22 protein-coding genes and 1 riboswitch are annotated in these 22981 nt (G+C 71.4%); of the genes, 13 read left to right on the top strand and 9 right to left on the bottom strand.

The features are described 5' to 3' along the window. Positions 1-64 precede the first annotated feature (64 nt). Positions 65-265, top strand: coding sequence for a DUF1737 domain-containing protein (locus H7F53_RS16140; RefSeq protein WP_185680540.1), 201 nt, complete (start codon positions 65-67; stop codon positions 263-265). A 7-nt stretch (positions 266-272) separates the two neighbouring features. Here the strand turns inward: H7F53_RS16140 and H7F53_RS16135 are convergent, their stop codons facing one another. The 3 genes from H7F53_RS16135 to hemC are packed head-to-tail and all read right to left on the bottom strand — an operon-like array spanning position 273 to position 2861. Next, positions 273-1202, bottom strand: coding sequence for a hypothetical protein (locus H7F53_RS16135; protein WP_185680539.1), 930 nt, complete (start codon positions 1200-1202; stop codon positions 273-275). 14 nt (positions 1203-1216) lie between these two features. Next, positions 1217-1906: a uroporphyrinogen-III synthase gene (locus H7F53_RS16130; protein WP_185680538.1), complete on the bottom strand. Its 690-nt coding sequence runs from the start codon at positions 1904-1906 to the stop codon at positions 1217-1219. 7 nt (positions 1907-1913) lie between these two features. Next, positions 1914-2861, bottom strand: a complete 948-nt coding sequence (hemC, locus tag H7F53_RS16125) for a hydroxymethylbilane synthase (protein ID WP_185680537.1) — start codon at positions 2859-2861, stop codon at positions 1914-1916. A 43-nt stretch (positions 2862-2904) separates the two neighbouring features. On the opposite strand from hemC, the gene tsaD reads away from it, so the two are divergent. The 5 genes from tsaD to H7F53_RS16100 all read left to right on the top strand — a co-directional run bounded on the left by tsaD (position 2905) and on the right by H7F53_RS16100 (position 8881). Further along, complete coding sequence (tsaD, locus tag H7F53_RS16120; RefSeq protein ID WP_185680536.1) at positions 2905-3951, top strand: tRNA (adenosine(37)-N6)-threonylcarbamoyltransferase complex transferase subunit TsaD; 1047 nt, start codon at positions 2905-2907, stop codon at positions 3949-3951. After that, the gene (locus tag H7F53_RS16115; RefSeq protein WP_185680535.1) at positions 3948-4937 is read left to right on the top strand and encodes an NAD(P)H-dependent glycerol-3-phosphate dehydrogenase; all 990 of its coding nucleotides are present in this window, start codon (positions 3948-3950) and stop codon (positions 4935-4937) included. The genes tsaD and H7F53_RS16115 overlap by 4 nt, the downstream gene beginning before the upstream one ends. Further along, positions 4934-6439 (top strand): lipopolysaccharide biosynthesis protein, encoded by a 1506-nt coding sequence (locus H7F53_RS16110; RefSeq protein ID WP_343062112.1) that lies wholly within the window; start codon positions 4934-4936, stop codon positions 6437-6439. The genes H7F53_RS16115 and H7F53_RS16110 overlap by 4 nt, the downstream gene beginning before the upstream one ends. A 92-nt stretch (positions 6440-6531) precedes the next feature. Further along, entirely contained in the window at positions 6532-8226 is a 1695-nt protein-coding gene (locus H7F53_RS16105) for a vWA domain-containing protein (RefSeq protein ID WP_185680534.1), read from the top strand. A gap of 106 nt (positions 8227-8332) precedes the next feature. Then, positions 8333-8881, top strand: coding sequence for a hypothetical protein (locus tag H7F53_RS16100; RefSeq protein ID WP_343062111.1), 549 nt, complete (start codon positions 8333-8335; stop codon positions 8879-8881). A gap of 4 nt (positions 8882-8885) precedes the next feature. Here H7F53_RS16100 and H7F53_RS16095 read toward each other — a convergent pair whose 3' ends face one another. Further along, a complete protein-coding gene (locus tag H7F53_RS16095) occupies positions 8886-9467 on the bottom strand; it encodes a hypothetical protein (RefSeq protein WP_185680532.1) in 582 nt (193 codons plus the stop codon). 99 nt (positions 9468-9566) lie between these two features. Continuing rightward, entirely contained in the window at positions 9567-11756 is a 2190-nt protein-coding gene (gene uvrB / locus H7F53_RS16090) for an excinuclease ABC subunit UvrB (protein WP_185680531.1), read from the bottom strand. A gap of 144 nt (positions 11757-11900) precedes the next feature. Here uvrB and H7F53_RS16085 point away from each other — a divergent pair, with 144 nt between their 5' ends. From H7F53_RS16085 to H7F53_RS16065, 5 genes are all read left to right on the top strand, one after another. Next, complete coding sequence (locus tag H7F53_RS16085; RefSeq protein ID WP_246438955.1) at positions 11901-12260, top strand: PilZ domain-containing protein; 360 nt, start codon at positions 11901-11903, stop codon at positions 12258-12260. Positions 12261-12547: 287 nt separating this feature from the next. Next, positions 12548-12931 (top strand): hypothetical protein, encoded by a 384-nt coding sequence (locus tag H7F53_RS16080; protein ID WP_246438954.1) that lies wholly within the window; start codon positions 12548-12550, stop codon positions 12929-12931. A 102-nt stretch (positions 12932-13033) separates the two neighbouring features. Further along, the gene (locus H7F53_RS16075) at positions 13034-13486 is read left to right on the top strand and encodes a Dps family protein (RefSeq protein ID WP_185680530.1); all 453 of its coding nucleotides are present in this window, start codon (positions 13034-13036) and stop codon (positions 13484-13486) included. An 81-nt stretch (positions 13487-13567) separates the two neighbouring features. Further along, positions 13568-14188, top strand: coding sequence for a 6-phosphogluconolactonase (locus H7F53_RS16070; protein ID WP_185680529.1), 621 nt, complete (start codon positions 13568-13570; stop codon positions 14186-14188). Between the two features lie 72 nt (positions 14189-14260). Continuing rightward, complete coding sequence (locus H7F53_RS16065; protein ID WP_185680528.1) at positions 14261-15517, top strand: multidrug effflux MFS transporter; 1257 nt, start codon at positions 14261-14263, stop codon at positions 15515-15517. On the opposite strand, the gene H7F53_RS16060 is transcribed toward H7F53_RS16065, so the two are convergent. Together H7F53_RS16060 and H7F53_RS16055 are read right to left on the bottom strand one after the other, a co-directional pair. Further along, the gene (locus tag H7F53_RS16060) at positions 15486-16478 is read right to left on the bottom strand and encodes a squalene/phytoene synthase family protein (protein ID WP_185680527.1); all 993 of its coding nucleotides are present in this window, start codon (positions 16476-16478) and stop codon (positions 15486-15488) included. The genes H7F53_RS16065 and H7F53_RS16060 overlap by 32 nt on opposite strands. Before the next feature lie 159 nt (positions 16479-16637). Next, positions 16638-17222, bottom strand: coding sequence for an LOG family protein (locus H7F53_RS16055; RefSeq protein ID WP_185680526.1), 585 nt, complete (start codon positions 17220-17222; stop codon positions 16638-16640). A gap of 38 nt (positions 17223-17260) precedes the next feature. Here H7F53_RS16055 and H7F53_RS17875 point away from each other — a divergent pair, with 38 nt between their 5' ends. Continuing rightward, a complete protein-coding gene (locus tag H7F53_RS17875; RefSeq protein ID WP_281384826.1) occupies positions 17261-17395 on the top strand; it encodes a hypothetical protein in 135 nt (44 codons plus the stop codon). A 66-nt stretch (positions 17396-17461) separates the two neighbouring features. Here H7F53_RS17875 and H7F53_RS16050 read toward each other — a convergent pair whose 3' ends face one another. Together H7F53_RS16050 and crtY are read right to left on the bottom strand one after the other, a co-directional pair. Further along, positions 17462-18943, bottom strand: a complete 1482-nt coding sequence (locus H7F53_RS16050) for a phytoene desaturase (protein ID WP_185680525.1) — start codon at positions 18941-18943, stop codon at positions 17462-17464. Further along, positions 18940-20142 (bottom strand): lycopene beta-cyclase CrtY, encoded by a 1203-nt coding sequence (gene crtY / locus H7F53_RS16045; RefSeq protein WP_185680524.1) that lies wholly within the window; start codon positions 20140-20142, stop codon positions 18940-18942. The genes H7F53_RS16050 and crtY overlap by 4 nt, the downstream gene beginning before the upstream one ends. Positions 20143-20785: 643 nt before the next feature. Further along, positions 20786-20891, top strand: a riboswitch (TPP riboswitch). A 40-nt stretch (positions 20892-20931) separates the two neighbouring features. Between crtY and thiC the strand changes: the two genes are divergently transcribed. Continuing rightward, positions 20932-22797, top strand: coding sequence for a phosphomethylpyrimidine synthase ThiC (gene thiC / locus H7F53_RS16040; RefSeq protein ID WP_185680523.1), 1866 nt, complete (start codon positions 20932-20934; stop codon positions 22795-22797). The last annotated feature ends 184 nt before the right edge of the window (positions 22798-22981 follow it).

Here is a 22981-nt window from a genome sequence, read left to right as displayed (position 1 = left end):
GCCATCCCGGCTAGTCCGGCCGACGCGGTTGACAGCACCCCCTGCGGAGGGCTTGATTGCCGCCATGCACCAGACCCCCGACGACCGCCCGATCTATCGCCTGCTCACCGGCAAGGACGACCGCGCCTTCTGCGAGCGCGTGTCCGAGGCGCTGGCGCAGGGCTGGCGGCTCTACGGTTCGCCATCGATCACCTACGACGGCGGGATGGACTGCATCAAGGTGGCGCAGGCCGTGGTCTGGCACGAGGCCGACGTGGTGAAGTGATCGCGGCTCAGCCGGCCGGAGCCGTGGGGACCGGCGTGGCGGCCCCCTCGGCCGGCGCCCGCGCCGGCGTGGTCCCGACCGCGGCTCCCTTGGCATCGCGCAGCCCGCGCGGTTCGATCAGCGCCGCGGTCTCCAGCACGTCGAGCGCGCGGCGCGCGCCGTCGTAGCGGCGCACCGCGGCCAGCCAGGCGGCGGCACCGGGCGCGCCGGGGAGGCGGCGGACCTCGGCCATGGCGTCGGCGCTGCGCCCTTCCTCCAGCAGGATCCGCGCGCGCCGCAGGATCGCGGTGGGCTCGGGCGTCGGCGCGGAGGCGCGCCGGATCACGAACAGTCCGGCCAGCTCGGCCTTGAGTCGATCCCACGATCCGGCCGCGGCGGGCGGTGTGGTCAGGGTGGGGGCCAGATCGTCGAGCCCGGCGACCAGCTGGGCGAGCGTGACCGGCTCGCGCGCGGCGTCGATCACGGTTGCCACCGCGTTGGGCTGGCTGTTGCCGAAGCGCAGCCGCAACTGGTCCTCGAGCAGGCCGAGTGCGGTACCGCGGTCGAGTGCGCGGCGGGCGGCGAGGGCGACCAGCAGGGCTTCGGCCCGCGCCGCGTTGCCTGCCGCGGCCCCGGCCATCAGTTGGAGCGAGTCGAGCCGCTCGGCCAGGGCCGCGGCGCGCACCTCGAGCGCATCCTGGCGTGCGGCCAGCGCGGCAGGATCGGGGCTGGCGGCCGGAGCGCGCACCGGCACGGCGGGTCCTTCGGCCTTGGCGACCACCGCGGCGGGCGGCATCAGGGTGGGCGGCACCAGCCCCTGCCACAGGGCATAGCCAACCGCTCCGCCGCCAACGAGGAAGGCCAGTATTGCGGTGCCGATCACCGCGCGGGTGCGCACGCCGGAGCGCGGCGCCGCGGCGGCGCTGGCAGAGGTGCGGTAGCTGTAATCGTCGGCCATCGGTGCGCTGGTCCTCAATCCCCGCCGAGGGTGTGGCACAAGTCGCGCGCCTTCGCCAGCAGCGGCGCTTCGGCGGGCATGTCGGCCGCGACCACCGCGGCCCAGCCCGTGCCGGCGGCTTCGCTGGCGCGCGGTCCGATCGTGACCAGCCCCAAGTGCGCGCGCGCCAGCCCGCAGCGGGTGCACTCAGCGGCGAAGTGGCGCGCTGCCTCGGCCGAATGGAGCGCGATCACCGCCGGAGCGGCCAGCCGCGCCACCAGTGCGGGCGGCAGCGCGCGCGCCTCGCTGGCGTAGACCACCCGGTCGCTCACGGTGACGCCGGGCGGCGGCACCAGGCTGACCCGCTCGGCCCCGGCCAGACGCAGCAGCCGGGTCTCCGGGGCTATGCCGTCGAGCACCGCCTGCAGGCCGCCCGTGCCGGTCGCAGCCACCGCAAAGCCCGCCGCCCGCGCCGCCGTCGCGGTGGTCGCTCCCACGGCATGGACCGGGAGGTGGCGCAGCGCGGCGAGGTCCGCCCCGGCCATCCGGAACACGTTGGCGCTCCCCACCAGCAGGGCATCGTGCGCGTCTGCTACGGGCAGCGCCCAGGCGCGCGGCACCACCTCGAACAGCGGACAGCCGATCGCCTCCAGTCCGAGCGCGGCGGCGGCCGCCACCGTGGCGGCCGTGCCGGGCTCGGGCCGGATTACGATCAGCGGGGCCATGCGCCGCCTAGCGTCCGGCGAAATGGGCCGTGATCGTGGCCGGGGCCTGGGCGAGCAGCGTGTCGGCCAGCCGCGCCGGGGCGTCGAGATCGCCCGGGGCGAAGCGCGCGGTGGCCTCCACCCGGTCGGCGCCGTCGGGGCTGAACAGCGCGGCAGTCATGACCAGCGCCTCCTCGGCGGGGCGGGTCAACACGGCGACCGGGCTGTGGCAATTGCCGCCCAGCGCGGCCAGCAGGGCGCGCTCGGCCAGCACCGCGGCCCGGCTCGGGGCATCGTCGATCGCGGCGAGCAGCCCGGCGATCCGTGCATCGCCGGCGCGGCATTCGATCGCGATGGCGCCCTGGCCCGGGGCCGGCAGCCAGCTGTCCACGTCGAGCGGTTGCCCCACTGCGCTCTCGCCCAGCCGGTTGAGCCCGGCGGCTGCCAGCAGCGTCGCATCGGCCTCGCCGGCGGCCAGCTTGCCCAGCCGCGTGGCGACATTGCCGCGAAACGGCACCACGGTGCAGTCCGGCCGGGCATGGAGCAGCTGCGCGGCGCGGCGCGGCGCACTGGTGCCGACGCGCGCACCCGGCGGCAGGGCGGCGATCGATTCCGCGCCGACCAGCACGTCGCGCACATCCTCGCGCGGGAGGATCGCGGCAAAGGCGATGCCGGCCGGACGGATTGTTTCGACGTCCTTGAGCGAATGGACCGCAAAGTCGATCTCGCCGTCGAGCAGCCAGGCATCGAGCTCCTTGGTCCACAGCGCCTTGCCGCCGATTTCGGCCAGCGGGCGATCGAGGATGCGGTCGCCGCTCGCGGTGACCGGGACGATCGTGATCGCCTCCGGGGTCCAGCCGTGCGCGGCGCAAAGCCGGTCGCGGGTTTCTTCGGCCTGGGCCATGGCGAGCGGGGAGCGGCGCGTGCCGAGGCGCAGCGGCGGGGACGGGGGCGAGCGGTCAAGCGAAGCGGTCATGGCGGGTTGTGCTAGTCGCCAATGTGCTTCAGGGGAAGCCGGGATGATGCTTGTACTCGGCATAGAGTCTTCCTGCGACGAGACGGCGGCGGCGCTGGTCTGCGCCGACCGGACGATCCTGGCGCAGCGGATCGCCTCGCAGGATGAGGCCCACCGGCCCTATGGCGGGGTCGTGCCCGAGATCGCGGCGCGCGCCCATGCCGATCGCATCGCGCCGCTGATCGCGGCCACGCTGGGCGATGCCGGGCTCACGCTCGACGCGGTCGACGCGATCGCGGCCACTGCCGGGCCGGGGCTGATTGGCGGGGTGATGGTCGGGCTGGTGACCGCCAAGGCGCTGGCCATGGCGACCGACCGGCCGCTGCTGGCGATCAATCACCTGGAAGGCCATGCGCTGTCGCCGCGGCTGGCCGATCCGGATCTCGCCTTCCCCTACCTGCTGTTGCTCGCCTCGGGCGGACACTGCCAGCTCCTGCTGGTCGAGGGCGTTGGCCGCTACCGCCGGCTCGGCACGACGATCGACGACGCGCTGGGCGAGGCCTTCGACAAGACCGCCAAGGTGCTCGGCCTCGGCTATCCGGGCGGACCAGCGGTCGAGCGGCTGGCCCGGCAGGGCGACGCCGGTCGGGTGCCGCTGCCGCGGCCACTGCTCGGGACCGCCGAGCCGCATTTCTCCTTTGCCGGGCTGAAGAGCGCGGTCCTGCGGGCCCGCGAGGCCGGGATCCACGCCGATGCCGATATCGCGGCCGCCTTCCAGCAGGCCGCGATCGACTGCGTGATCGACCGCACCCGCCGGGCGCTGGCCCTGGCCGGGCCGGTGGGCGCGCTGGTCGTGGCGGGTGGGGTGGCCGCCAACCAGGCGCTGCGCGGCGCGCTCGAGGCGCTCGCCGCGGCGGCGCAGCTGCGCTTCGTCGCCCCGCCTCTGGCGTTGTGCACCGACAATGCGGCGATGATCGCCTGGGCCGGTCTGGAGCGGATCGCCGTCCAGGGCGGGCCGGGCGCGGGCGATCCGCTCGACGTCGCGGCGCGCCCGCGCTGGCCGCTCGATCCGGCGGCGGCGCCGGTCCGCGGGGCGGGGGTCAAGGCATGATCGGGGTGATCGGTGCTGGCGCCTGGGGCACGGCCCTGGCCCAGGTCCTGGCGAGCGACGGCAGCGCGGTGCGGCTCTGGGCGCGTGAGCCCGAGCTGGTCGCCGAGATCGCCGCACGGCGCACCAACAGCCTGTTCCTGCCCGGCGCGGTGCTGGCTCCGGGGATCACCCCGACCGGCGACCTGGCCGACCTCGCCGATTGCGCGGCCCTGCTGGTGGTGGTCCCGGCGCAGTTCCTGGCCGGGGTCGTGGCCGGTCTGCCCGCGCCGCCGCGCGACCTGGTGCTCTGCGCCAAGGGGATCGAGGCGGGCAGCGGCCGGCTGATGGCCGAGGTCGCTGCCGCGGCCGCGCCCGGCGCCGAGATCGCGGTCCTGTCCGGGCCGACCTTCGCGCATGAGGTGGCTGCCGGCCTGCCCACCGCGGTGACCCTCGCCTGCGGCGGGGGCGAGGCGCAATGGCACCGTCTGGCCCCGCTGGTCTCGCGCCGCACGCTGCGGCCCTACTATTCCGACGATGTGATCGGGGCCGAGATCGGCGGCGCGATCAAGAACGTGCTGGCGATCGCCTGTGGCGTGGTCGAGGGGCTCGGGCTCGGCCAGAACGCCCGCGCCGCGCTGATCGCGCGCGGCTATGCAGAGATGCTGCGCTTCGGGCAGGCCAAGGGGGCGCGGGCTGAGACGCTGGCGGGGCTGTGCGGGCTGGGCGATCTGGTGCTGACCTGCTCGTCCTCCTCGAGCCGCAACTTCTCGCTGGGCCAGGCGCTGGGCGAAGGGATGAGCGCGGCCGCGGCCCTTGCCGGCAAGACCAGCGTGGCCGAGGGCGCGGCCACCGCGCCGGTCCTCGCCGCGCTGGCCGCGCAGGCCGGGCTGGCCATGCCGATCGTGACCGCGGTCGACCGGCTGCTCGCCGGCGAGCTGACCGCCGCCGAGGCCGCCGCGGCGCTGCTGGCGCGTCCGTTGCGCGCCGAACAGGGCGACGCGCCGTGAGTGAAGTCGGGGCTGCCGCCGCATCGCAGCAGGATATCGCCGCCCTGGCCAAGGGCGGGCGCACCAACTTCTTCGGTTTTCTGCTGCGGCTGGTCGCGCGGATCCCCTTCCTGTTCATCGCCAGCCGGCTCTATGGCGCGGCGGCGATGGGGCGGTTCGCCTCGGCGCTGGTGATGGTCGAGTTCGCCGGGATGATCGCCACGCTGGGCCAGAAGCGCGGGCTCGCCCAGCGCCTCGCCGAAGCCCGCGAGCACCCCGCCAATGCCGTGGCCGATGCCCTGGTGGTGACGACGATCCCGGCGCTGCTCGCCTCGCTGCTGCTCTACCTGTTTCCCGCCGCGATGTATCCCAAGGGCCACTACGGCCCGGCCGACCTGTGGCTGATCGGATCGGTCTGGATCCTCGCCGCGGGCGACCTCGCGCTGGCGGCGCTGGCCTACCGCTTCGACGTGGCCACCACGGTCCGTGCCCGCGCGGTGGTTGAGCCCTGGGCGCTGTCGCTCTCGGCCGGGGCGCTCTACTTCATTTATCCGCAGGCCGGGCTCACCCTGGCCTACCTGATCTCGGTCGGTGCGGCGACGGCCGTGGCGCTGGTCGCGCTGGGCCGGGCCTATGGCTGGCCGCAGGGCTGGGTGCCGCATCCGGCGCGGCTGCTCCCGCTGGTCACCCGCAATCTCCCGCTGGCCGGGGCCGACGCGGTCGAATGGGGCACGCGCAAGCTCGACGTGTTCATCCTGCGCTTCTTCGTCGGCGAGGCCCCGCTGGGCATCTACTTCTTCGCCCAGCAGTTCGCCTCGCTGCCGCAGAAGCTCAAGACCAGCTTCGAGCCCGTGCTCGGCCCGGTCATCACCCGCAACGTGATCGAGCGCAACTACGCCGCGATCGCCCGACAGGTGTGCCAGGTGGGCTTCTGGATCACCGCGGCCCAGGCCGGCATCGCGCTGGCCCTCGCGATCCCCGCCACCGGGCTGATGGGCCTGGGCGGGCCCGACTTCGTCCAGGGCACCGGCGCGCTGATCCTGCTGCTGCTGGCCGAGGTGGTCGCGGCCACGGCCGTGGTGAGCGAGGCGGCGCTCGTCTATCTCGCCCGCTACCGCAACCTGATCGCCTCGTTGGCCACGATCGCGCTCCAGGCGGTACTGACCGTGGCCGGGATCGAGCTGGTCAGCGGGCCGGACTACGGTCCCGGCTGGCAGGTCGCGGCGGCGGCCGGGGCGCTGATGCTCTCGCTGGCCTTCGCCTCGCTGCTCAAGTCGTTCCTGCTCGCGCGGATCCTGCACGAGCGGATCAACAACTGGCGCTGGGCGCTGGTCTGGGCCGTGCTGCCGGCGGCGGTCATCGGCCTGCTCGCCAAGCATCTCCTCCCCGAATGGGCCAGCATGATCGTCGGGATCCCGGCGATGATCGTGGTCTATGCCGGACTGATCTGGCGCAAGGGCTTCGGCCCCGAAGACCGCGTGCTGTTCCGCAAGCAGGTCGAAGGCGAGCGTCCCGCCGGCTGAGCCGCGCGTCCCGTAGCAAGCCTGGCACATTCAGTCGGCATTCACGCCGGCCATGGCCTCCTTCCCCGGTCACACAGAAAAGGGGAGAGCTCATGCGCCGGACCGGATTCACCCTGTGCACCGCGGCCCTCGCGGGTCTCGCGGCCGGCTGCGCCAGCCGTCAGGCCGAACTGGCCGATGGGGGCGACGTGGTCGTCACCGGCAGCCGGGTGCTCGGCCCTGCCGAGAGGGCCGCGCCGCCGCCCGCACCTCCGCCGCCACCATCGCCTCCCGCTCCGCTGGCCGCTGCCCCGGCCATGGTCAAGACCGCGCCCGGGCTGTGGGTGCCCGGGGTGCAGCTGCCCAGCGATCCCGGGCGCGAGCGCTATGCCGGTGAGGCGGTCAGCCCGGTCCACGTGGTCCGCCAGGAGCCGGTCTCGACCTTCTCGGTCGATGTCGACACCGGCGCCTATGCCAACACCCGGCGGTTCCTCTCGCAAGGCCAGTTGCCACCGAAGGATGCGGTGCGGACCGAGGAGCTGATCAACTACTTCCGCTACGACTATGCCCGGCCGGCGCGGCAGGAAGCGCCTTTCACCGTCACCACCGACCTGATGGTGACCCCGTGGAATGCCGAGACCCGGCTGCTGCGGATCGGCCTGCGCGGCTATGACCTGCCCGCCGCGGGCCGGCCACCGGCCAACCTGGTGTTCCTCGTCGACGTGTCGGGCTCGATGGGTTCGGCCGACAAGCTGCCCCTGGTCAAGGCCGCGCTGACCGGCCTCGCCGGCGAGCTGGGGCCGCGCGACCGGGTGTCGATCGTGGTCTATGCCGGGGCCGCCGGGGTGGTCCTGCCGCCGACCAACGATCCCCGCGCGATCCGCGAGGCGCTGGCGCGGCTCGAGGCGGGCGGCTCGACCGCGGGCGGGGCCGGACTGGAGCTGGCCTACCGGCTGGCGCGCGACAGCTACATCTCGGGCGGGGTCAACCGCGTGATCCTGGCCACCGACGGCGATTTCAACGTCGGGGTGAGCGACACCAAGGCGCTGATCGACATGGTCGAGCGGCAGCGTGACAGCGGCATCACGCTGACCACGCTGGGCTTCGGCACCGGCAATTACAACGAGGCGATGATGGAGCAGATCGCCGATCACGGGAATGGCAACTACGCCTACATCGACAGTGCGCTCGAGGCGAAGAAGGTGCTGGGCGACCAGATGGCGGCCACGCTTTTCACGATCGCCAAGGACGTCAAGATCCAGGTCGAGTTCAATCCTGCGCAGGTCAGCCAGTACCGCCTGCTCGGCTACGAGAACCGCGCGCTGCGCGAGGAGGACTTCAGCAACGACAAGGTCGACGCCGGCGATATCGGCGCCGGGCACCAGGTCACCGCGCTCTACGAAATCGTCCCGGCGGGGGCGCCCGGCTGGGTCGGTCCGCGCCGCTACGAGGCGCCGGGCGCCCCTCCGGCGGTAGCCGGCCAGCCGGCCGAGCTCGCCTTCGTCAAGCTGCGCTACAAGCTGCCCGATGGGCAGACCTCGCGGCTGGTCGCGCAGCCGGTGCCCGCCAGCCTGCTGTGGCTGAAGCGCGCGCCGGCGCCCGACTTCCGCTTCGCTGCGGCGGTCGCCGCCTTCGCCCAGACGCTGCGCGGCGATCCGCTGCTGGGCGATTTCTCGCTGGCCCAGGTGCGCGCGCTGGCCGGCGAGCAGGGCGATTTCTGGCGGCAGGAGTTTGTCCGGCTGGTCGGCGTCGCCGAGAGCCTGGCGCCCGCCCCGACGCGCGAGGAGCGGCCACGGCGCCTGCGCTGAGCCGCAGCCCGGCGGACCCCGCGCCGCACGGGTGGTTCTCGGACCCGCCGCCATGGGCTAAGGGCGGCGGGAAGCTGGCGGGAATCGAGAGAGGGTGCCGCGGATGATGCAGAATATCGAAGCCGATTGGCCGGTGCTGGCCGGGGTGGTGGTGGTGGTCCTGCTGGTGGCCTGGTGGCTGCTGCGCCGCGCCAGTCGGCCCGCGCCGCGGGTGCATCGTCCCGACGTGCTGGACGAGGGTGCCGCTCCGGCCCAGCGCAATCAGGCGCTGATCGATGCCGCCCCGCTGGCCTCGGCGGCCTATGCGATCCCGCCCGCCGCGGGGACGCTGGGCGGCGTGGCCGAGGTGATCGCCGCGGCCACCCAGGACGAGCTGGCGGCGGCGGGGGATGCTGCGGCGGCCGCACCCGATCAGGCTGGCGATGACCTGACCCGGATCAAGGGCATCGGGCCCAAGCTGTCCAGCCTGCTCGCCACGCTCGGGGTGACCCGCTTCGCCCAGATCGCGGCGTGGACCGAAGCCGACATGGCCAGGATCGACGCCCAGCTCGGCAGCTTTGCCGGGCGGCCGGCGCGTGACCAGTGGATCGAGCAGGCCCGGTTGCTCGCCGCCGGCGACCAGGCCGGCTACGAAAGCCGCTTCGGCAAGCTCTGAGCGGTCAGGCCGCGCTCGCCGCCTCGGGCGCGGTATCGGCGGCGCGGCAGGCCTCGAGCAGGCGGCGCGGTTCGCTGCTGGCGCTGAGCATGAGCGTGCCGCCGCCGGGGAGGGTGACCTCGACCCGGTTCACGCCCTTGAGCACGTCGAGCCGCGGGTCGAGCGCGCGGACCACGCCCTCCCAGCGTCCGGTTTCGCCCGGTTCCACGACATTGAGCGGCAGCCGCGCGATGCGGCCATTGCCGATCAGCGCCACCAGCGCCTTGGCGCCGGGTTCGGCCCGGGTTACGCGGACCAGCCGGATCAGGGTGACGCCGCCGCGGGCATGCTCGCAGCGCAGGGTCAGCAGCGGCGACTGGCCGGGCACGGCGAAGGCCAAGCCCTCGCCGGCGGCGGCCCAGGCAGCACCCTCGGGCTGGAGCGGGGCGGCATCGAGCGGGGAGAGCCCGTCCTGCAGGGCGACGCGGGTGCTGGCCGAGCCGGCCTCGGCACCCGCCGCCGGCGCGACTTCCTGCCCCTGCGACTGCGAGCAGGCGGCGAGGGCAAGCGCCAATGTCAGCGCGGGCAGCGACCGGGGCTTCATCATTGCGCGGTGTTGTGCTGCGGCGCGTTTACAAAGGCAATACGCAGACCCGCGAAGTTCCACCGATCGACGCAGGCGGGACACGGCTGGTAGCGGCGCCGGCTACTTGCCCCACTTGCGTTGGCTCTTGCCGAAGCGTGTCTTGCGGGTACCCGGCTTGCCCTCGTTGCTGCGGCCCACCACCGGGGCCTTGCGCTCGCCCTCCGGCAGGCCCAGCTCGGTCGCCTCGAGCCGGCGGATCTCGTCGCGCAGGCGGCCGGCTTCCTCGAACTCCAGATCCGCCGCGGCGGCGCGCATGCGCTTTTCCAGGTCCTCGATGTAGCCGCGCAGGTTGTGCCCGACGAGGTTGTTGGTGCTGTCGTCCTCGAGCTCGACCAGCACGCCGTCGCGGCTGGCGGTATCGGCGACGATATCGTGGATGTTGCGCTTGATCGTGGCGGGCGTGATGCCGTGCAGGTCGTTGTAGGCGCGCTGCTTCTCGCGGCGCCGGTCGGTTTCGGCGATGGCCCGCTCCATGCTGCCGGTCATCCGGTCGGCATAGAGGATCACCCGCCCGTCGACGTTGCGCGCGGCGCGGCCGATGGTCTGGATCAGCGAGGTTTCCGAGCGGAGGAAGCCCTCCTTGTCGGCATCGAGGATGCAGACCAGCCCGCACTCGGGGATGTCGAGCCCCTCGCGCAGCAGGTTGATCCCGACCAGCACGTCATAGACGCCGAGCCGGAGGTCGCGGATCAGCTCGATGCGCTCGAGCGTCTCCACGTCGCTGTGCATGTAGCGCACTCGCAGGCCCGCCTCGTGCATGAACTCGGTCAGGTCCTCGGCCATGCGCTTGGTCAGCGTCGTGACCAGCGTGCGATAGCCCTTGGCCGCGGTCTCGCGGCACTCGTTGATGCAGTCCTGGACCTGGTCCTCGACCGGGCGGATCGTCACCGGCGGGTCGATCAGCCCGGTCGGGCGGATCACCTGCTCGGCGAAGACGCCGCCGGACTGCTCCATCTCCCAGCTGCCCGGCGTGGCCGAGACCGCGATCGTCTGCGGCCGCATCGCGTCCCATTCGTTGAAGCGCAGCGGGCGGTTGTCGATGCAACTGGGCAGGCGGAAGCCATATTCGGCCAGCGTGATCTTGCGGCGGTGATCGCCCTTCGACATGGCGCCGATCTGCGGGACCGTCTGGTGGCTCTCGTCGACGAACAGCAGGGCATTGTCGGGCAGGTACTCGAACAGGGTCGGAGGGGGCTCGCCCGGCAGCCGTCCGGTCAGGAAGCGGCTGTAGTTCTCGATCCCCGCGCAGGAACCGGTCGCCGCGATCATCTCGAGATCGAAGTTGGTGCGCTGCTCCAGCCGCTGCGCCTCGAGCAGCTTGCCCTCGGCGTTGAGCTCCTTGAGCCGCTCGGTCAGCTCGAAGCGGATCGCGTCGGTGGCCTGCTTCATCGTCGGCCCGGGGGTGACGTAGTGCGAATTGGCATAGACCCGCACCTTGTCGAGCGCGCCGCCCGACTTGCCGGTCAGCGGATCGAACTCGGCGATCGTCTCGATCTCGTCGCCGAAGAACGAGATTCGCCAGGCCATATCCTCGAGGTGCGAGGGGAAGATCTCGAGATTGTCGCCGCGCACCCGGAAGTTGCCGCGGGCAAAGGCGGCATCGTTGCGCTTGTATTGCAGGGCCACCAGCTTGCGGATGATCTCGCGCTGGTCGACGCTTTCGCCGACCTTGAGGTCGAAGATCATCGCCGAGTAGGTTTCGACCGAGCCGATGCCGTAGAGGCAAGAGACCGAAGCGACGATGATCACGTCGTCACGCTCAAGCAGCGAGCGGGTGGCCGAATGGCGCATCCGGTCGATCGCCTCGTTCACCGAGCTCTCCTTCTCGATGTAGGTATCCGAGCGGGGAACGTAGGCTTCGGGCTGGTAATAGTCGTAGTACGAGACGAAGTACTCGACCGCGTTCTCCGGGAAGAAGCTGCGGAACTCGCCATAGAGCTGCGCGGCCAGGATCTTGTTGGGGGCGAGGATCAGTGCCGGGCGCTGGGTCGCCTCGATCACCTTGGCCATGGTGAAGGTCTTGCCCGATCCGGTCACGCCGAGCAGCACCTGGGTGCGCTCGTCCTGGTCGCGGATCCCTGCGACGAGATCGGCGATCGCGGTCGGCTGGTCGCCCGCGGGCTGGTAGTCCGAGACGATGCGGAACGCCCGCCCGCCCTCGGCCTTGTCCGGCCGCGATGGCTTGTGGGGCACGAAGGCGCCCGTGGTGTCGGGCTCTTCCAGCCCGCGGCGGATGACGAGTTCGGCCATGGCGGGACTATGGGTGTTCGCGCTGCGTTCCGCAATGGCACGGCGGGGCAGGCTGCCGCGCGGCGACATTTTTTTGCGGCGGCTGAAAAGGCTCCGCGGGGCACCGTCCTCCTTGGCAGTCGCCCCGCACGAGGATTGTCCGAGATGACCCCGCCGACCGCCGATTGCCGTCGCTCCCGCCGCCTGGCCCTGGCCATGCCTGCGCGCTGCCGCATGGTGAGCGGCTTCGTCGAAGACGTGGTGATCCGCGACATCTCGGCCGAAGGCTGCCGGATCATGAGCCTCGCGCTCAACCTGCGTCCGGGCACCCGCGTGGTGGTCCGCCCCGCGGGGATGGAAGGGCTGTGCGGCACGGTGCGCTGGTCCGGGCACAACGAGGCCGGGATCGAGTTCGAGCGCCCGCTCCATCCGGCTGTGGCCGAACACATGCACCGCAGCTTCGCCACCTTCCTCCCGCCCGAGGTGCCGTACCGTCCCTCCGGCGTCAGGCCGCTCGCCGCCTGAGGGGAGTGGCCTCGCGCCCGTCGCGGTGCTAGCCCGGCGCGGCACCAGCGGGAGCGCCCAGCCATGCCCCGATCCACGCGATCGATCTCCGCCAGTCCGGGAGCATCCCGCTGAGCGGCTTCCTCTATGCCCTGCTCGCCGCGCTGCTCGCCGGAGTCGGCGCGCGCGACGCCGCGCTGGTCGCGCAGCTCGGCGCGGCCCAGGGACGGCGCCCGGCGCTGCTGCTCGCCGCTCTGCTCGCCGCCGCGGGCAGTTCGGCGCTGGCCGCCTGGCTGGGTGGGCGCCTGGTGGGCGAGCTGGCCCCGGCGGCCCGCGCCCTGTTCGCCGCGCTCGCGCTGGTCCTCGCCGGGGGCGAGATGGTGCTGCTCGGCCCGCGTCCGGCCCCGGCCGAGCCGACCCATTCGCTCGGCGCCACCGTGCTGGTCCTGCTGGGACAGCAGATCACCGACGCAGCGCGCTTTCTGGTGCTGGCGCTCGCGGTCAGCACCGCAGCGCCGCTGCCCGCCGGGCTGGGCGGCGCGGTCGGCAGCATGGCCGGGCTGGCGGTGGTCTGGACCGCGCCGGGGCTGGTCGCGACGACGGCGGCACGGCATGCCCGCCGGCTGATCGGGGCGGGGCTGCTCGTGCTCGGGCTGGGGCTGGGCCTGCCCAATGTGCTGGGCTTGACGTAATCGGGATCCTCTATTGATCTGAACGCATTTAGTCAGGAACACGATTACTCGTTCGGGCGTATAGAGGGTCGCAGATCGCCACCGCTTCCAAGGGGACCCGCCATGGGTGACAACGTCAAGACCGCGCATATCGCCAATCTCAACGGCCTGCTGGCCGATGCCTTCGCGCTCTACATCAAGACCAAGAACTTCCACTGGCACGTGCGCGGGCCGCAGTTCCGCGATCTCCATCTGCTGTTCGACGAACAGGCTGCCGAGATCTTCGCCCTGACCGACCTGATCGCGGAGCGCGTCCGCAAGAACGGGGCCACCACCCATACCTCGCTCGGCTCGCTCAACGCCGATACCCGGATCAAGCCGCAGGACCGCGCCGACCTGGCGCCCGAGGCGATGATCGGTGAGCTGGTGGCCGACAACCGCACCTTCCTGGCCCAGCTGCGCGCGACCAAGGATTCGGCCGGCGAGGCGGGCGACAATGCCACCGACGGGATCATCGACGACTGGACCGACCAGTGCGAGCAGCGGATCTGGTTCCTAAGCCAGACGATCGCCTGAGCCGGGCGCCGCTGCCATGAGGTCACCGCATAGGTTTGCGGCGCCTTTGGCGGCGCGCGGCAGCGGTGGTAGGCGCCAGGCATGACCATGACCATCATCGCCGATGCGCCCGACAGCGCCATCGCCGCCTGGCTGGCGGAGCGCTTGGCCGGCGCCCTTGCCGCGGCAGACGGGGGCACGATCGCCATCACCCTGCCGGGGGGCACCACGCCCTTCCCGATCCTCGCCGAGCTGGTGCGCGGCGCGCTGGACTGGCGCCGGGTGGAGGTCTGGCCGGGGGACGACCGGATCGTCCCGGAGGACCATCCGGCCAGCAATGTCGGGCGCATCCGGGCCCTGCTCGAGCCCGCGGGCGCGCGGATCGTGCCGCTGGCCGAGGGATTGACGCCGCCGCACTTCGCGCTGGCCTGGCTCGGCATGGGGACCGACGGCCATGTCGCCTCGCTGTTCCCCAACACCGATCCGCGCGCCGATGACCCGCTGCGGCTGCGGCGCCTGACCCCCGACCCGCTGCCGCCCGAGGCGCCGTTCGACCGGCTCAGCCTGACCATCCCGGCGCTGCTCGACAGCGATGCGCTGCTGTTCGTCGCGCGCGGCGAGGCCAAGCGGGCGCTGCTCGAGGCCGCCGCCGCCGGCAGCCATGATCTGCCGGTGGCGCGCCTGCTCGGCGCCGCCCGCCAGCCGGTGACCTGTTTCGTGTGATCCCGTCCGGCCCCATGCATTTTGTTCAGATTGAGGGTGGTGCTGGCCGCCCGTAACGTCCATTTGCCCACCATGTCCGCGTCCTCCCCGATCTCCCCCAGACCTGCCTTCCCGATTGGCGAGCGCGAGCTGATCGTGATGGTGGCGCTGATCCAGTCGCTGCAGGCGCTGGCGATCGACGCCATGCTGCCGGGCCTGCCGCAGATCGCCAGCGAACTGGGGGTGACCAATCCCAACCACCGCCAGCTGATCGTCGGCCTGTTCATGGCCGGGGTGGCGTTCGGCTCGCTGATCCCCGGGCCGCTCGCCGATCGCTACGGGCGGCGGCGCGTGCTGCTGGCGGGGCTGATCTTCTACATCCTGATCAGCGTTGCCTGTGCGCTGGTCACCGAGTTCAACACGATGCTGATGTTCCGCACGATCGGCGGGTTCGCCTGCGCGTCGATGTCGGTGGTGCCCTCGGCGGTGATCCGCGACCGGTTCGATGGCGACCGGATGGCCCGGTTGCAGTCGCTGATCGCGGTGATCTTCCTGATCGTGCCGATGATCGCGCCGACCATCGGCCAGGGCATCCTCGTCATCGCCGGGTGGCGCTGGATCTTCGGGATGATGGCGGTGATGGGCGTGCTCGGCTTCGCCTGGGTGGCGCTGCGCCTGCCCGAGTCGCTTGATCCGGCCAACCGCCAGCTGATCCGTCCGGGAGTGATCGCCGGGAACATGGCGGAAACCTTCACCAACCGGACCTCGCTGGGCTACATCCTCGCCAGCGCCTGCCCGCTGGGGCTGATCTGGGGCTGGGTGCAGTGCTGCGAGCAGCTGCTGGGCGAGCACTTCGGCGCGGGCGAACAGTTCCCCTACTACTTCGGCGGCATGGCGCTGTTCATGGCCTGCGGCAACTTCGCCAACTCGCGCATCGTCGAGCGGTTCGGTGCGCGGCGCGTCGCCCATACCGCGCTGCTGGTCTACATCGCGGTGGCCGCGCTGCAGGTCTATCTCGCGCATCTGCCGCACGAGACGCTGTGGCAGTTCGTCCCGGTGATGGCGCTCAACATGATGCTGTCCGGGTTCATGAGCGCCAACTTCTCCTCGATCGCGCTGCAGCCCTTCGCGCGGACCGCCGGAGCTGCCAGCTCGGTGCAGATGTTCGTGCGGCTGGTGATCGGCACGGTGATCGGGCTGAGCGTGGGCCAGGCCTACGACCAGACCGCCCGCCCGCTGGCCCACGGTCTGCTGGCCGCCGGGCTGACCTCGCTCGCGCTGATCCTGTGGAGCGAGCGGGGCCGGTTGTTCCGCCGGGTCATTCCGCCGGGGATGCCGCGCCCGGCCTGAGCGCCGCCGCCGGCCGTGCCACGGCCAGCGCATGGAGCTCGCGCCGCGACAGCGCCGGGCGGCTCGCCTCACGCGGGGCGGCGCCGGGCAGCGCGCGCAGCAGCGCCGCGGCGACGAAGCCGAGCTTGGCCCGCCCGCTGGTGCTGACCCGCCGATCCCAGGCCCGCGGCCCGGCCGCGGCGACCTTGCGGGCGATCGCGCCATAGATCCCGGCCGCGCTCAACACCGCCCAGCGCTGGCGGAAGCCGAGCCGCGCCGCGCCCACCCGGGCCGACCTTTCGTAGTCCTCCGCCAGGCGGCACATCCGCGCCACGGCGCCGACCAGTGCGGCCCGGTGGAGCGGCCGAAACTGCTCGCCGGGCGGAATGTCGGCCTCGGCGAGCCATTCCGCGGGCAGGTAGCAGCGCCCGGCGCGATCATCCTCGGCCACGTCGCGGGCGATGTTGCCGAGCTGGAAGGCCAGCCCGAGGTCGCAGGCGCGGTCGAGCGTGTCCTCGTCGTCCGGGGCGACCCCCATGACCACGGCCATCATGACGCCCACCGCACCGGCGACATGGAAGCAGTAGCGCAGGAGGTCGGCCTCGGAGCGGGGGGTCCAGTCGGCCGCGTCGAGCGCGAAACCGGCGATCACGTCCTCGGCCATGCTACGGGTGATGCCGCACTCCTGCACCACCACGGCGAAGGCGTCGAACTCGGGCCGGCCGGTGGGCAGGCCGGCGAGGGCGAGGTCGGTCAGGCGGCGGATCGTCGCCAGCCGCTCGGCCGCGCCCGACTGGTCGCCCAGTTCGCCGCCCAGCTCTTGCGCATCGGCGATATCGTCGCAGACCCGGCACCAGGCATAGAGCAGCCAGACCCGCTCGCGCGTTGCCCGGTCGAACAGGTGCGAGGCCGCGGCAAAGCTCTTGCTGCCCCGCGCGATGGTGTCGCGGGCATGGGAGACAAGGGCGGGGCGGTCGAACACGGACAGAGTTGGGGCAGCCTGATGGAACAAATCCGGTCGTGTCGAGCGAAGTCGAGACACGCTGCGGCCCGGTGTCTCGACTTCGCTCGACACCAACGGGGCGATAGGTGATTTGTTCGGCGTAGGACAGGGCCTTCATGCCCCGAGGGCAAGTGACCCCTACAGGTCCTGTGCGGTCATCTGGAAGATCGGCACGTGCGGCTCATGCGCGGCCATGCGGGTCAGCAGCAGGTCGAGCTCGGTCTCGGCGATCAGGATGCCGGCGTGGACCGGACGGATGAAGCCGGTGTCGACCATGTGGCGGTTGAAGGCGAGCAGCGCGTCGTAGAAGCCGAAGGCGTTGAGCAGGCCGACCGGCTTGGCATGATAACCCAGCTGCGCCCATGACACGGCCTCCCACAGCTCGTCCATCGTGCCCACGCCGCCGGGCAGGGTGAGGAAGCCGTCCGACAGGTCGGTGAAGGCCTGCTTGCGCTGGTGCATCCCGGTCACGATGTGGAGTTCGCTGCAGCCGTGGTGCGCCACCTCAGGGGTGCCGGCCAGAGCTTCGGGGATCACCCCGATCACCTCGCCGCCCGCCGCCAGCGCGGCATCGGCCACGGCGCCCATCAGCCCGCGGGTGCCCCCGCCATAGACCACCCCGATCCCGCGCTCCGCCAGGGTGCGCCCGGTTTCGGCGGCCAGCGCCAGGTAGCGCGGGTCGGCCGGAGTGGCCGATCCGCAGTAGACGGCAATGCGCTTCATTCGTGGCCTCCGGTGTGGGGCGGCTTGAGGATGGTGCAATGGCCCTGGAAACCATCGTCATGCTGAACTGGTTTCAGCATCCATCCTTCCCCGAACGCAAAGCGCGCGAGTACCCGCAACGGAGCCGACGCGTGTTCTGTAACGATCCGGACACGAGCAATCATGGACGCTGAAACCAGTTCAGCATGACGATGCCCTCTAATCGGTTGGCGCAATCCGGTCCAGCCGAACGCGCCGGTTCACGCCAGATCCTCGATCATCAGTCCTGCGGTCGCCTTGGCGCTGCCGACCACCCCCGGGATGCCCGCGCCCGGGTGGGTGCCGGCGCCGACCAGGTAGAGGTTCCTGATCCGGTCGTCGCGATTGTGGCCGCGGAAGTAGGCGCTCTGCGTGAGGATCGGCTCGAGGCTGAAGGCGCTACCGAGGTGCGCGTTGAGATCCATCGCGAAGTCGCGCGGGGCATAGTGGAACTTGGTGATGATCCGGTCGTGGATGTCGGGGATCAGCCGCCGCCCGACCTCGTCGAGGATGCGCTTTTCCAGCAGCGGGCCGACCTGTTCCCAGTCGATCGGCAGCTTGCCCATATGGGCGACCGGGACGAGCGCGTAGAAGGTCGACTTGCCGGCCGGCGCGACCGAGGGATCGGTGACGGTGGGATGGTGGAGATAGATCGAGAAGTCCTGCGGCAGGACCCCGTGCTGGTAGATGTCGTCCAGCAGGCCCTTGTAGCGCGGGCCGAACAGGATCATGTGGTGCGGGATCCCGGGCCAGGTGCCCTCGACCCCGAAGTGCACCACGAACAGGCTGGGGCTGTAACGCTTGCGCGCCAGCTTCTTCGCCTGGGCCTGGCCGGCGGCGTTTCCGGTCAGCAGGTCGCGATAGGTGTGGACGATGTCGGCATTGCTGGCCACGGCGTCGAACCGCTCGCGCCAGCCGCTCTGGGTTTCCACCTCGGTGATGCGGTCACCCACCGAATGGAGCTGGACCACCGGATCGTGGACCCGGATCGTTCCGCCGATCCGCTCGAAATGGCGGACCATGCCGGCGATCAGGCGATTGGTGCCGCCCTTGGCCCACCACACCCCGCCATCCTTCTCGAGCTTGTGGATCAGCGCGTAGATGGCGCTGGTGGTCATCGGGTTGCCGCCGACCAGCAGCGTGTGGAACGACAGCGCCTCGCGCAGCTTCTCGCTCTTCACGAAGCTCGAGACCATCGAATAGACCGAGCGCCAGGCCTGGTGCTTGGCCAGCGCCGGAGCGGCCTTGAGCATCGAGGCAAAGTCGAGGAACGGCACGGTGCCGAGCTTGACGTAGCCTTCATCATGGACGTGGGCGGAATAGCGCAGGAACTGCTCGTAGCCTTCCCAGTCGCCCGGAGCGACGCGGTCGATCTCGGCCTTGAGGCCGGCATCGTCGTTCGAATAGTCGAAGTTGACCCCGTCGGGCCAGTTGAGCCGGTAGAACGGCATCACCGGCATCAGCTCGACGTCCTCGGCAATGTCGTGCCCGGTCAGGGCCCACAGCTCCTTGAGGCACGGCGGATCGGTAATCACCGTGGGGCCGGCATCGAAGGTGAAGCCGTCGCGCTCCCAGTAATAGCCGCGCCCGCCGGGGCGGTCGCGCGCCTCGATCACGGTGGTGGCGATCCCGGCCGACTGCAGCCGGATGGCCAGGGCCAGACCGCCGAACCCGGCGCCGATCACGCAGGCCGAGCGGCTCATGCCGGGGCTCCATCGGTGGCGACGGGGCCGAGCGGGGCGAAGGCCACCCCGCCGGTGATCGCGCGGATGGCCGCGCTGATCGGGACCGGAGGCTTGCCGGTGAGGATCCGCAGCTTGTCTGTCATGGTTGTCCCGCCCGCATAGAAACGCTCGATCAGCTTGGCATCGAGCCCATAGAACCGTTGCAGCACGCGATAGCGATCCGCCGGAGCCGCGGCGCCGAACAGCATCGCGGTGAGCATTCGGTAGAACGCGCCCTTGCGCCAGTGTGCCTCACCCCATGCGCGCGACGCCGCAAGAAGGCCAGTGCCCGAAAGATTGCCGCTGGCCGCGACGCTTAGTGCGAACCGCACGGCATCGGGCAGCGAATAGGAGGTCAGCGGCTGGAACAGCCCGGCGCGGATCCCGGCCTGGGCCACGCCTTCGTCGACCGCGGCGCGGAAGGCGGCGAAATCGCCGCCGGCCACCACCGGGAGCACCCCGGTCTCCTCGCCGCCGACCGCCGCGACGGTCCAGCCCGCCGCCGCGCAATAGGCGGCGATCCGCTCGCGCAGCAGCGGTACGTCGAGATCGGGGCTATCGGCGTAATAGGTGTCCTCGACGAAGACGCGGTCGGGGCCGAAGGGCAGGCAGTAGACGAAGCGGTAGCCGTCGAGCTGTTCGACCGTGGCGTCCATCACCACCGGGCGCTCCAGCCCGTGGGGCCGGGCGGTGTGGATCATCTGCCCGACGAACTTCTGCCAGCCGCCGGTCAGGTGGGGCAGGGTGCCCGCACCGCGCGCGTCGATCACCCCGCCAACCGCGAGCACGCGGCCATCCGCCAGGGTCACGCTGGTCGGGGTGGCGGCGGTTACCTCGGTGCCGGTCAGGATCGCGCCCTCCGGCAGGCTCGCCCGCAGCGCGGCGTCGAACCGCTCGCTGGTCACCGAATTGTAGGAACTGCCCAGCTCGCGGGTGTAGCGCGGGAAGCGGATGGTATAGCCCTGCCAGCGCGCCGTGATCAGCGGTGCCACCAGTGCGGTGCCGGCGGCATCGAGATCGGTGGCGAAGAACGACCAGACGTGGTTGCCGCCCAGCCGGTCGTCGCGCTCGATCAGCAGGACCCTCAGGTCCGGGCGGCGCGCCTGGAGGGCGAGGGCGATCAGCCCCCCGGCGAGACCCCCGCCGAGCACGGCGATATCGGCATCCGGCGCGGTCATGGGGCGTCCTGCAGCATCATCGCCCGATCACCTAGGCCGGGCCGGGAGCGGGCGCAACCGGCACAAGGGGCGGCGCCGGAGAAAGCGCGCGGCGTTGACACCCGCGGTGCGGTTCCGTGCGCGTGGGCAAAGCGACATTACTTTTGTGGAACAGCAGGTTGCGGGGTGAATCGGGGCGACGTCGTGTGACCTTTCCCGCGCCGGGCGTGCGCAAGGGGCGCGAGGATGTGGGGGGACTGTGGGCATGGGCGGTGTCTAGGCTGGGGGCGGGGGTGTAGGACAGCGATGACGAGAACTCTCTCCTGACCCACCCCGCTCGGGCTGAGCCTGTCGAAGCCCGCGTGAGGCGGGTGAGGCTGGGTGTCGGCAACCTTGGTCCGGTCATGCGACGTTGCCGGAGCGTGGGGCGGCCCCCGCGCGTGGCCTTCGACAGGCTCAGGCTGAGCGGATCGGGCTCAGGACGACAGCCTGGGTTTCCAGAATGCCACCGCCATGTAAACGAGCGCGGAGACAGTGCATGACACGGCTACCTCTTTCCAAAAAGCTCCGCCAATGAGAATCCAGCCGAATAGAACAACTGCCGCCCCACCCATCGGTGCACCCTCGCGCACCCTGTACACCGCCCCCGCTCCGGAGTAACACTCACCCATCCCCGGGGAGCCGAGCGGCTGAGAGGTGGGCGTCGCGTCCCACGACCCGTTGAACCTGAACCCGTTAGCACGGGCGGAGGGAAGGGTCCGGCCAAGCCACTGCGCCGCCGCCCGCTCCCCGTCCGCCGAGAGGAGCATCATGGCCGACATCAACAGCAAGCTCGAAATCGGCGTCACCACCGGTCCGATTCGCGGCAGCCGCAAGATCCACGTCGAAAGCCCCCGCATGCCCGGGGTAAAGGTGGCGATGCGCGAGATCAGCCTCGAGCCGGGTTCGGGCGAGCCGCCGGTGCGGGTCTATGACACCTCGGGCCCCTACACCGACAGCGCCGTGACGATCGACATCGCCGCCGGTCTGCCCGCGCTGCGCCGCGACTGGATCATGGCGCGCGGGGATGTCGAGGACTATCAGGGCCGCGCGATCAAGCCCGAGGACAACGGTCAGCTCGGCCCCGACCGGTCGGGCGGGGTGCCGCCGTTCCCGAAGGTGGTGCAGCGCCCGCTGCGCGCCAAGGCCGGGCAGAATGTCAGCCAGATGCACTATGCCCGCCGCGGGATCATCACCCCCGAGATGGAATATGTCGCGATCCGCGAGAACCTGGGCCGGGCCGCGCTGAAGGAGCAGCTCGCGCGCGACGGGCAGGACTGGGGCGCGGCGATCCCCGACTATGTGACCGCCGAGTTCGTGCGCGAGGAGGTCGCCCGCGGCCGGGCGATCATTCCCAGCAACATCAACCACCCGGAAAGCGAACCGATGGCGATCGGCCGCAACTTCCTGGTCAAGATCAACGCCAACATCGGCAACTCCGCCGTCGCCTCTGACGTGGCGCAGGAGGTCGAGAAGATGGTCTGGTCGATCCGCTGGGGCGCTGACACCGTGATGGACCTGTCGACCGGCCGCAACATCCATGACACCCGCGAGTGGATCCTGCGCAATTCGCCGGTGCCGATCGGCACCGTGCCAATCTACCAGGCGCTTGAGAAGGTCGGCGGCGTGGCCGAGGACCTCACCTGGGAGATCTTCCGCGACACCCTGATCGAGCAGGCCGAGCAGGGCGTGGACTACTTCACGATCCACGCCGGGGTGCGCCTGCCCTACATCCCGCTGACCGCCAAGCGCGTCACCGGGATCGTCAGCCGCGGCGGCTCGATCATGGCCAAGTGGTGCCTGGCGCACCACCGCGAATCGTTCCTCTACGAGCGCTTCGACGAGATCACCGAGATCATGAAGGCCTATGACGTCGCCTACTCGCTGGGCGACGGGCTGCGTCCCGGCTCGATCGCCGACGCCAACGACGAGGCCCAGTTCGCCGAGCTCTACACCCTGGGCGAGCTGACCAAGCGCGCCTGGGAGCAGGACGTCCAGGTGATGATCGAGGGCCCCGGCCACGTGCCGATGCACAAGATCAAAGAGAACATGGACAAGCAGCTCGAGGCCTGCGGCGAGGCGCCGTTCTACACCCTCGGGCCGCTCGTGACCGACATCGCCCCGGGCTACGACCACATCACCAGCGGCATCGGCGCGGCGATGATTGGCTGGTACGGCACGGCAATGCTCTGCTACGTCACTCCCAAGGAGCACCTCGGGCTGCCCGACCGCGACGACGTGAAGGTGGGCGTGGTGACCTACAAGCTCGCGGCCCATGCCGCCGATCTTGCCAAGGGGCATCCCGCCGCCAAGGTGCGCGACGACGCGCTGAGCCGCGCCCGGTTCGAGTTCCGCTGGCGCGACCAGTTCAACCTCAGCCTCGATCCGGACACGGCCGAGCAGTACCACGACCAGACCCTTCCGGCCGAGGGCGCCAAGACCGCGCACTTCTGTTCGATGTGCGGACCCAAGTTCTGCTCGATGAAGATCACCCAGGAGGTGCGCGACTTCGCCGCCAAGCAGAACCAGCCGACCACCGGGTTCATCGCGGCCGAGGAGGCCGAGCAGGGCATGGCCGAGATGTCCGAGGTGTTCCGCGAGAAGGGTGGGGAACTCTACCTGCCCGCCGCCGACTAGGCGCGGGGTCATGCTGGTGCCGCTCGTCCTGCTGCTGGCCGCGCCCGAGGCCGGGGCCGGCAGCGCGGCGCCGGTGTCGCTTCCCGCTCCTGCCGGCCATGCGGCCGAGAGCGCTCCGGCGGCCGCCCTGCCGGGGCCGGTCGCCCCGCCGCCGGCACCCGTGCCCGCTCCCCCGCCCGCTGCC

This window comes from Novosphingobium piscinae, assembly GCF_014230355.1.
GTDB lineage: Bacteria > Pseudomonadota > Alphaproteobacteria > Sphingomonadales > Sphingomonadaceae > Novosphingobium > Novosphingobium piscinae.
The sequence above is the reverse complement of the archived record's forward strand: the minus strand, read 5'-3'. Positions and strand labels throughout refer to the sequence as shown.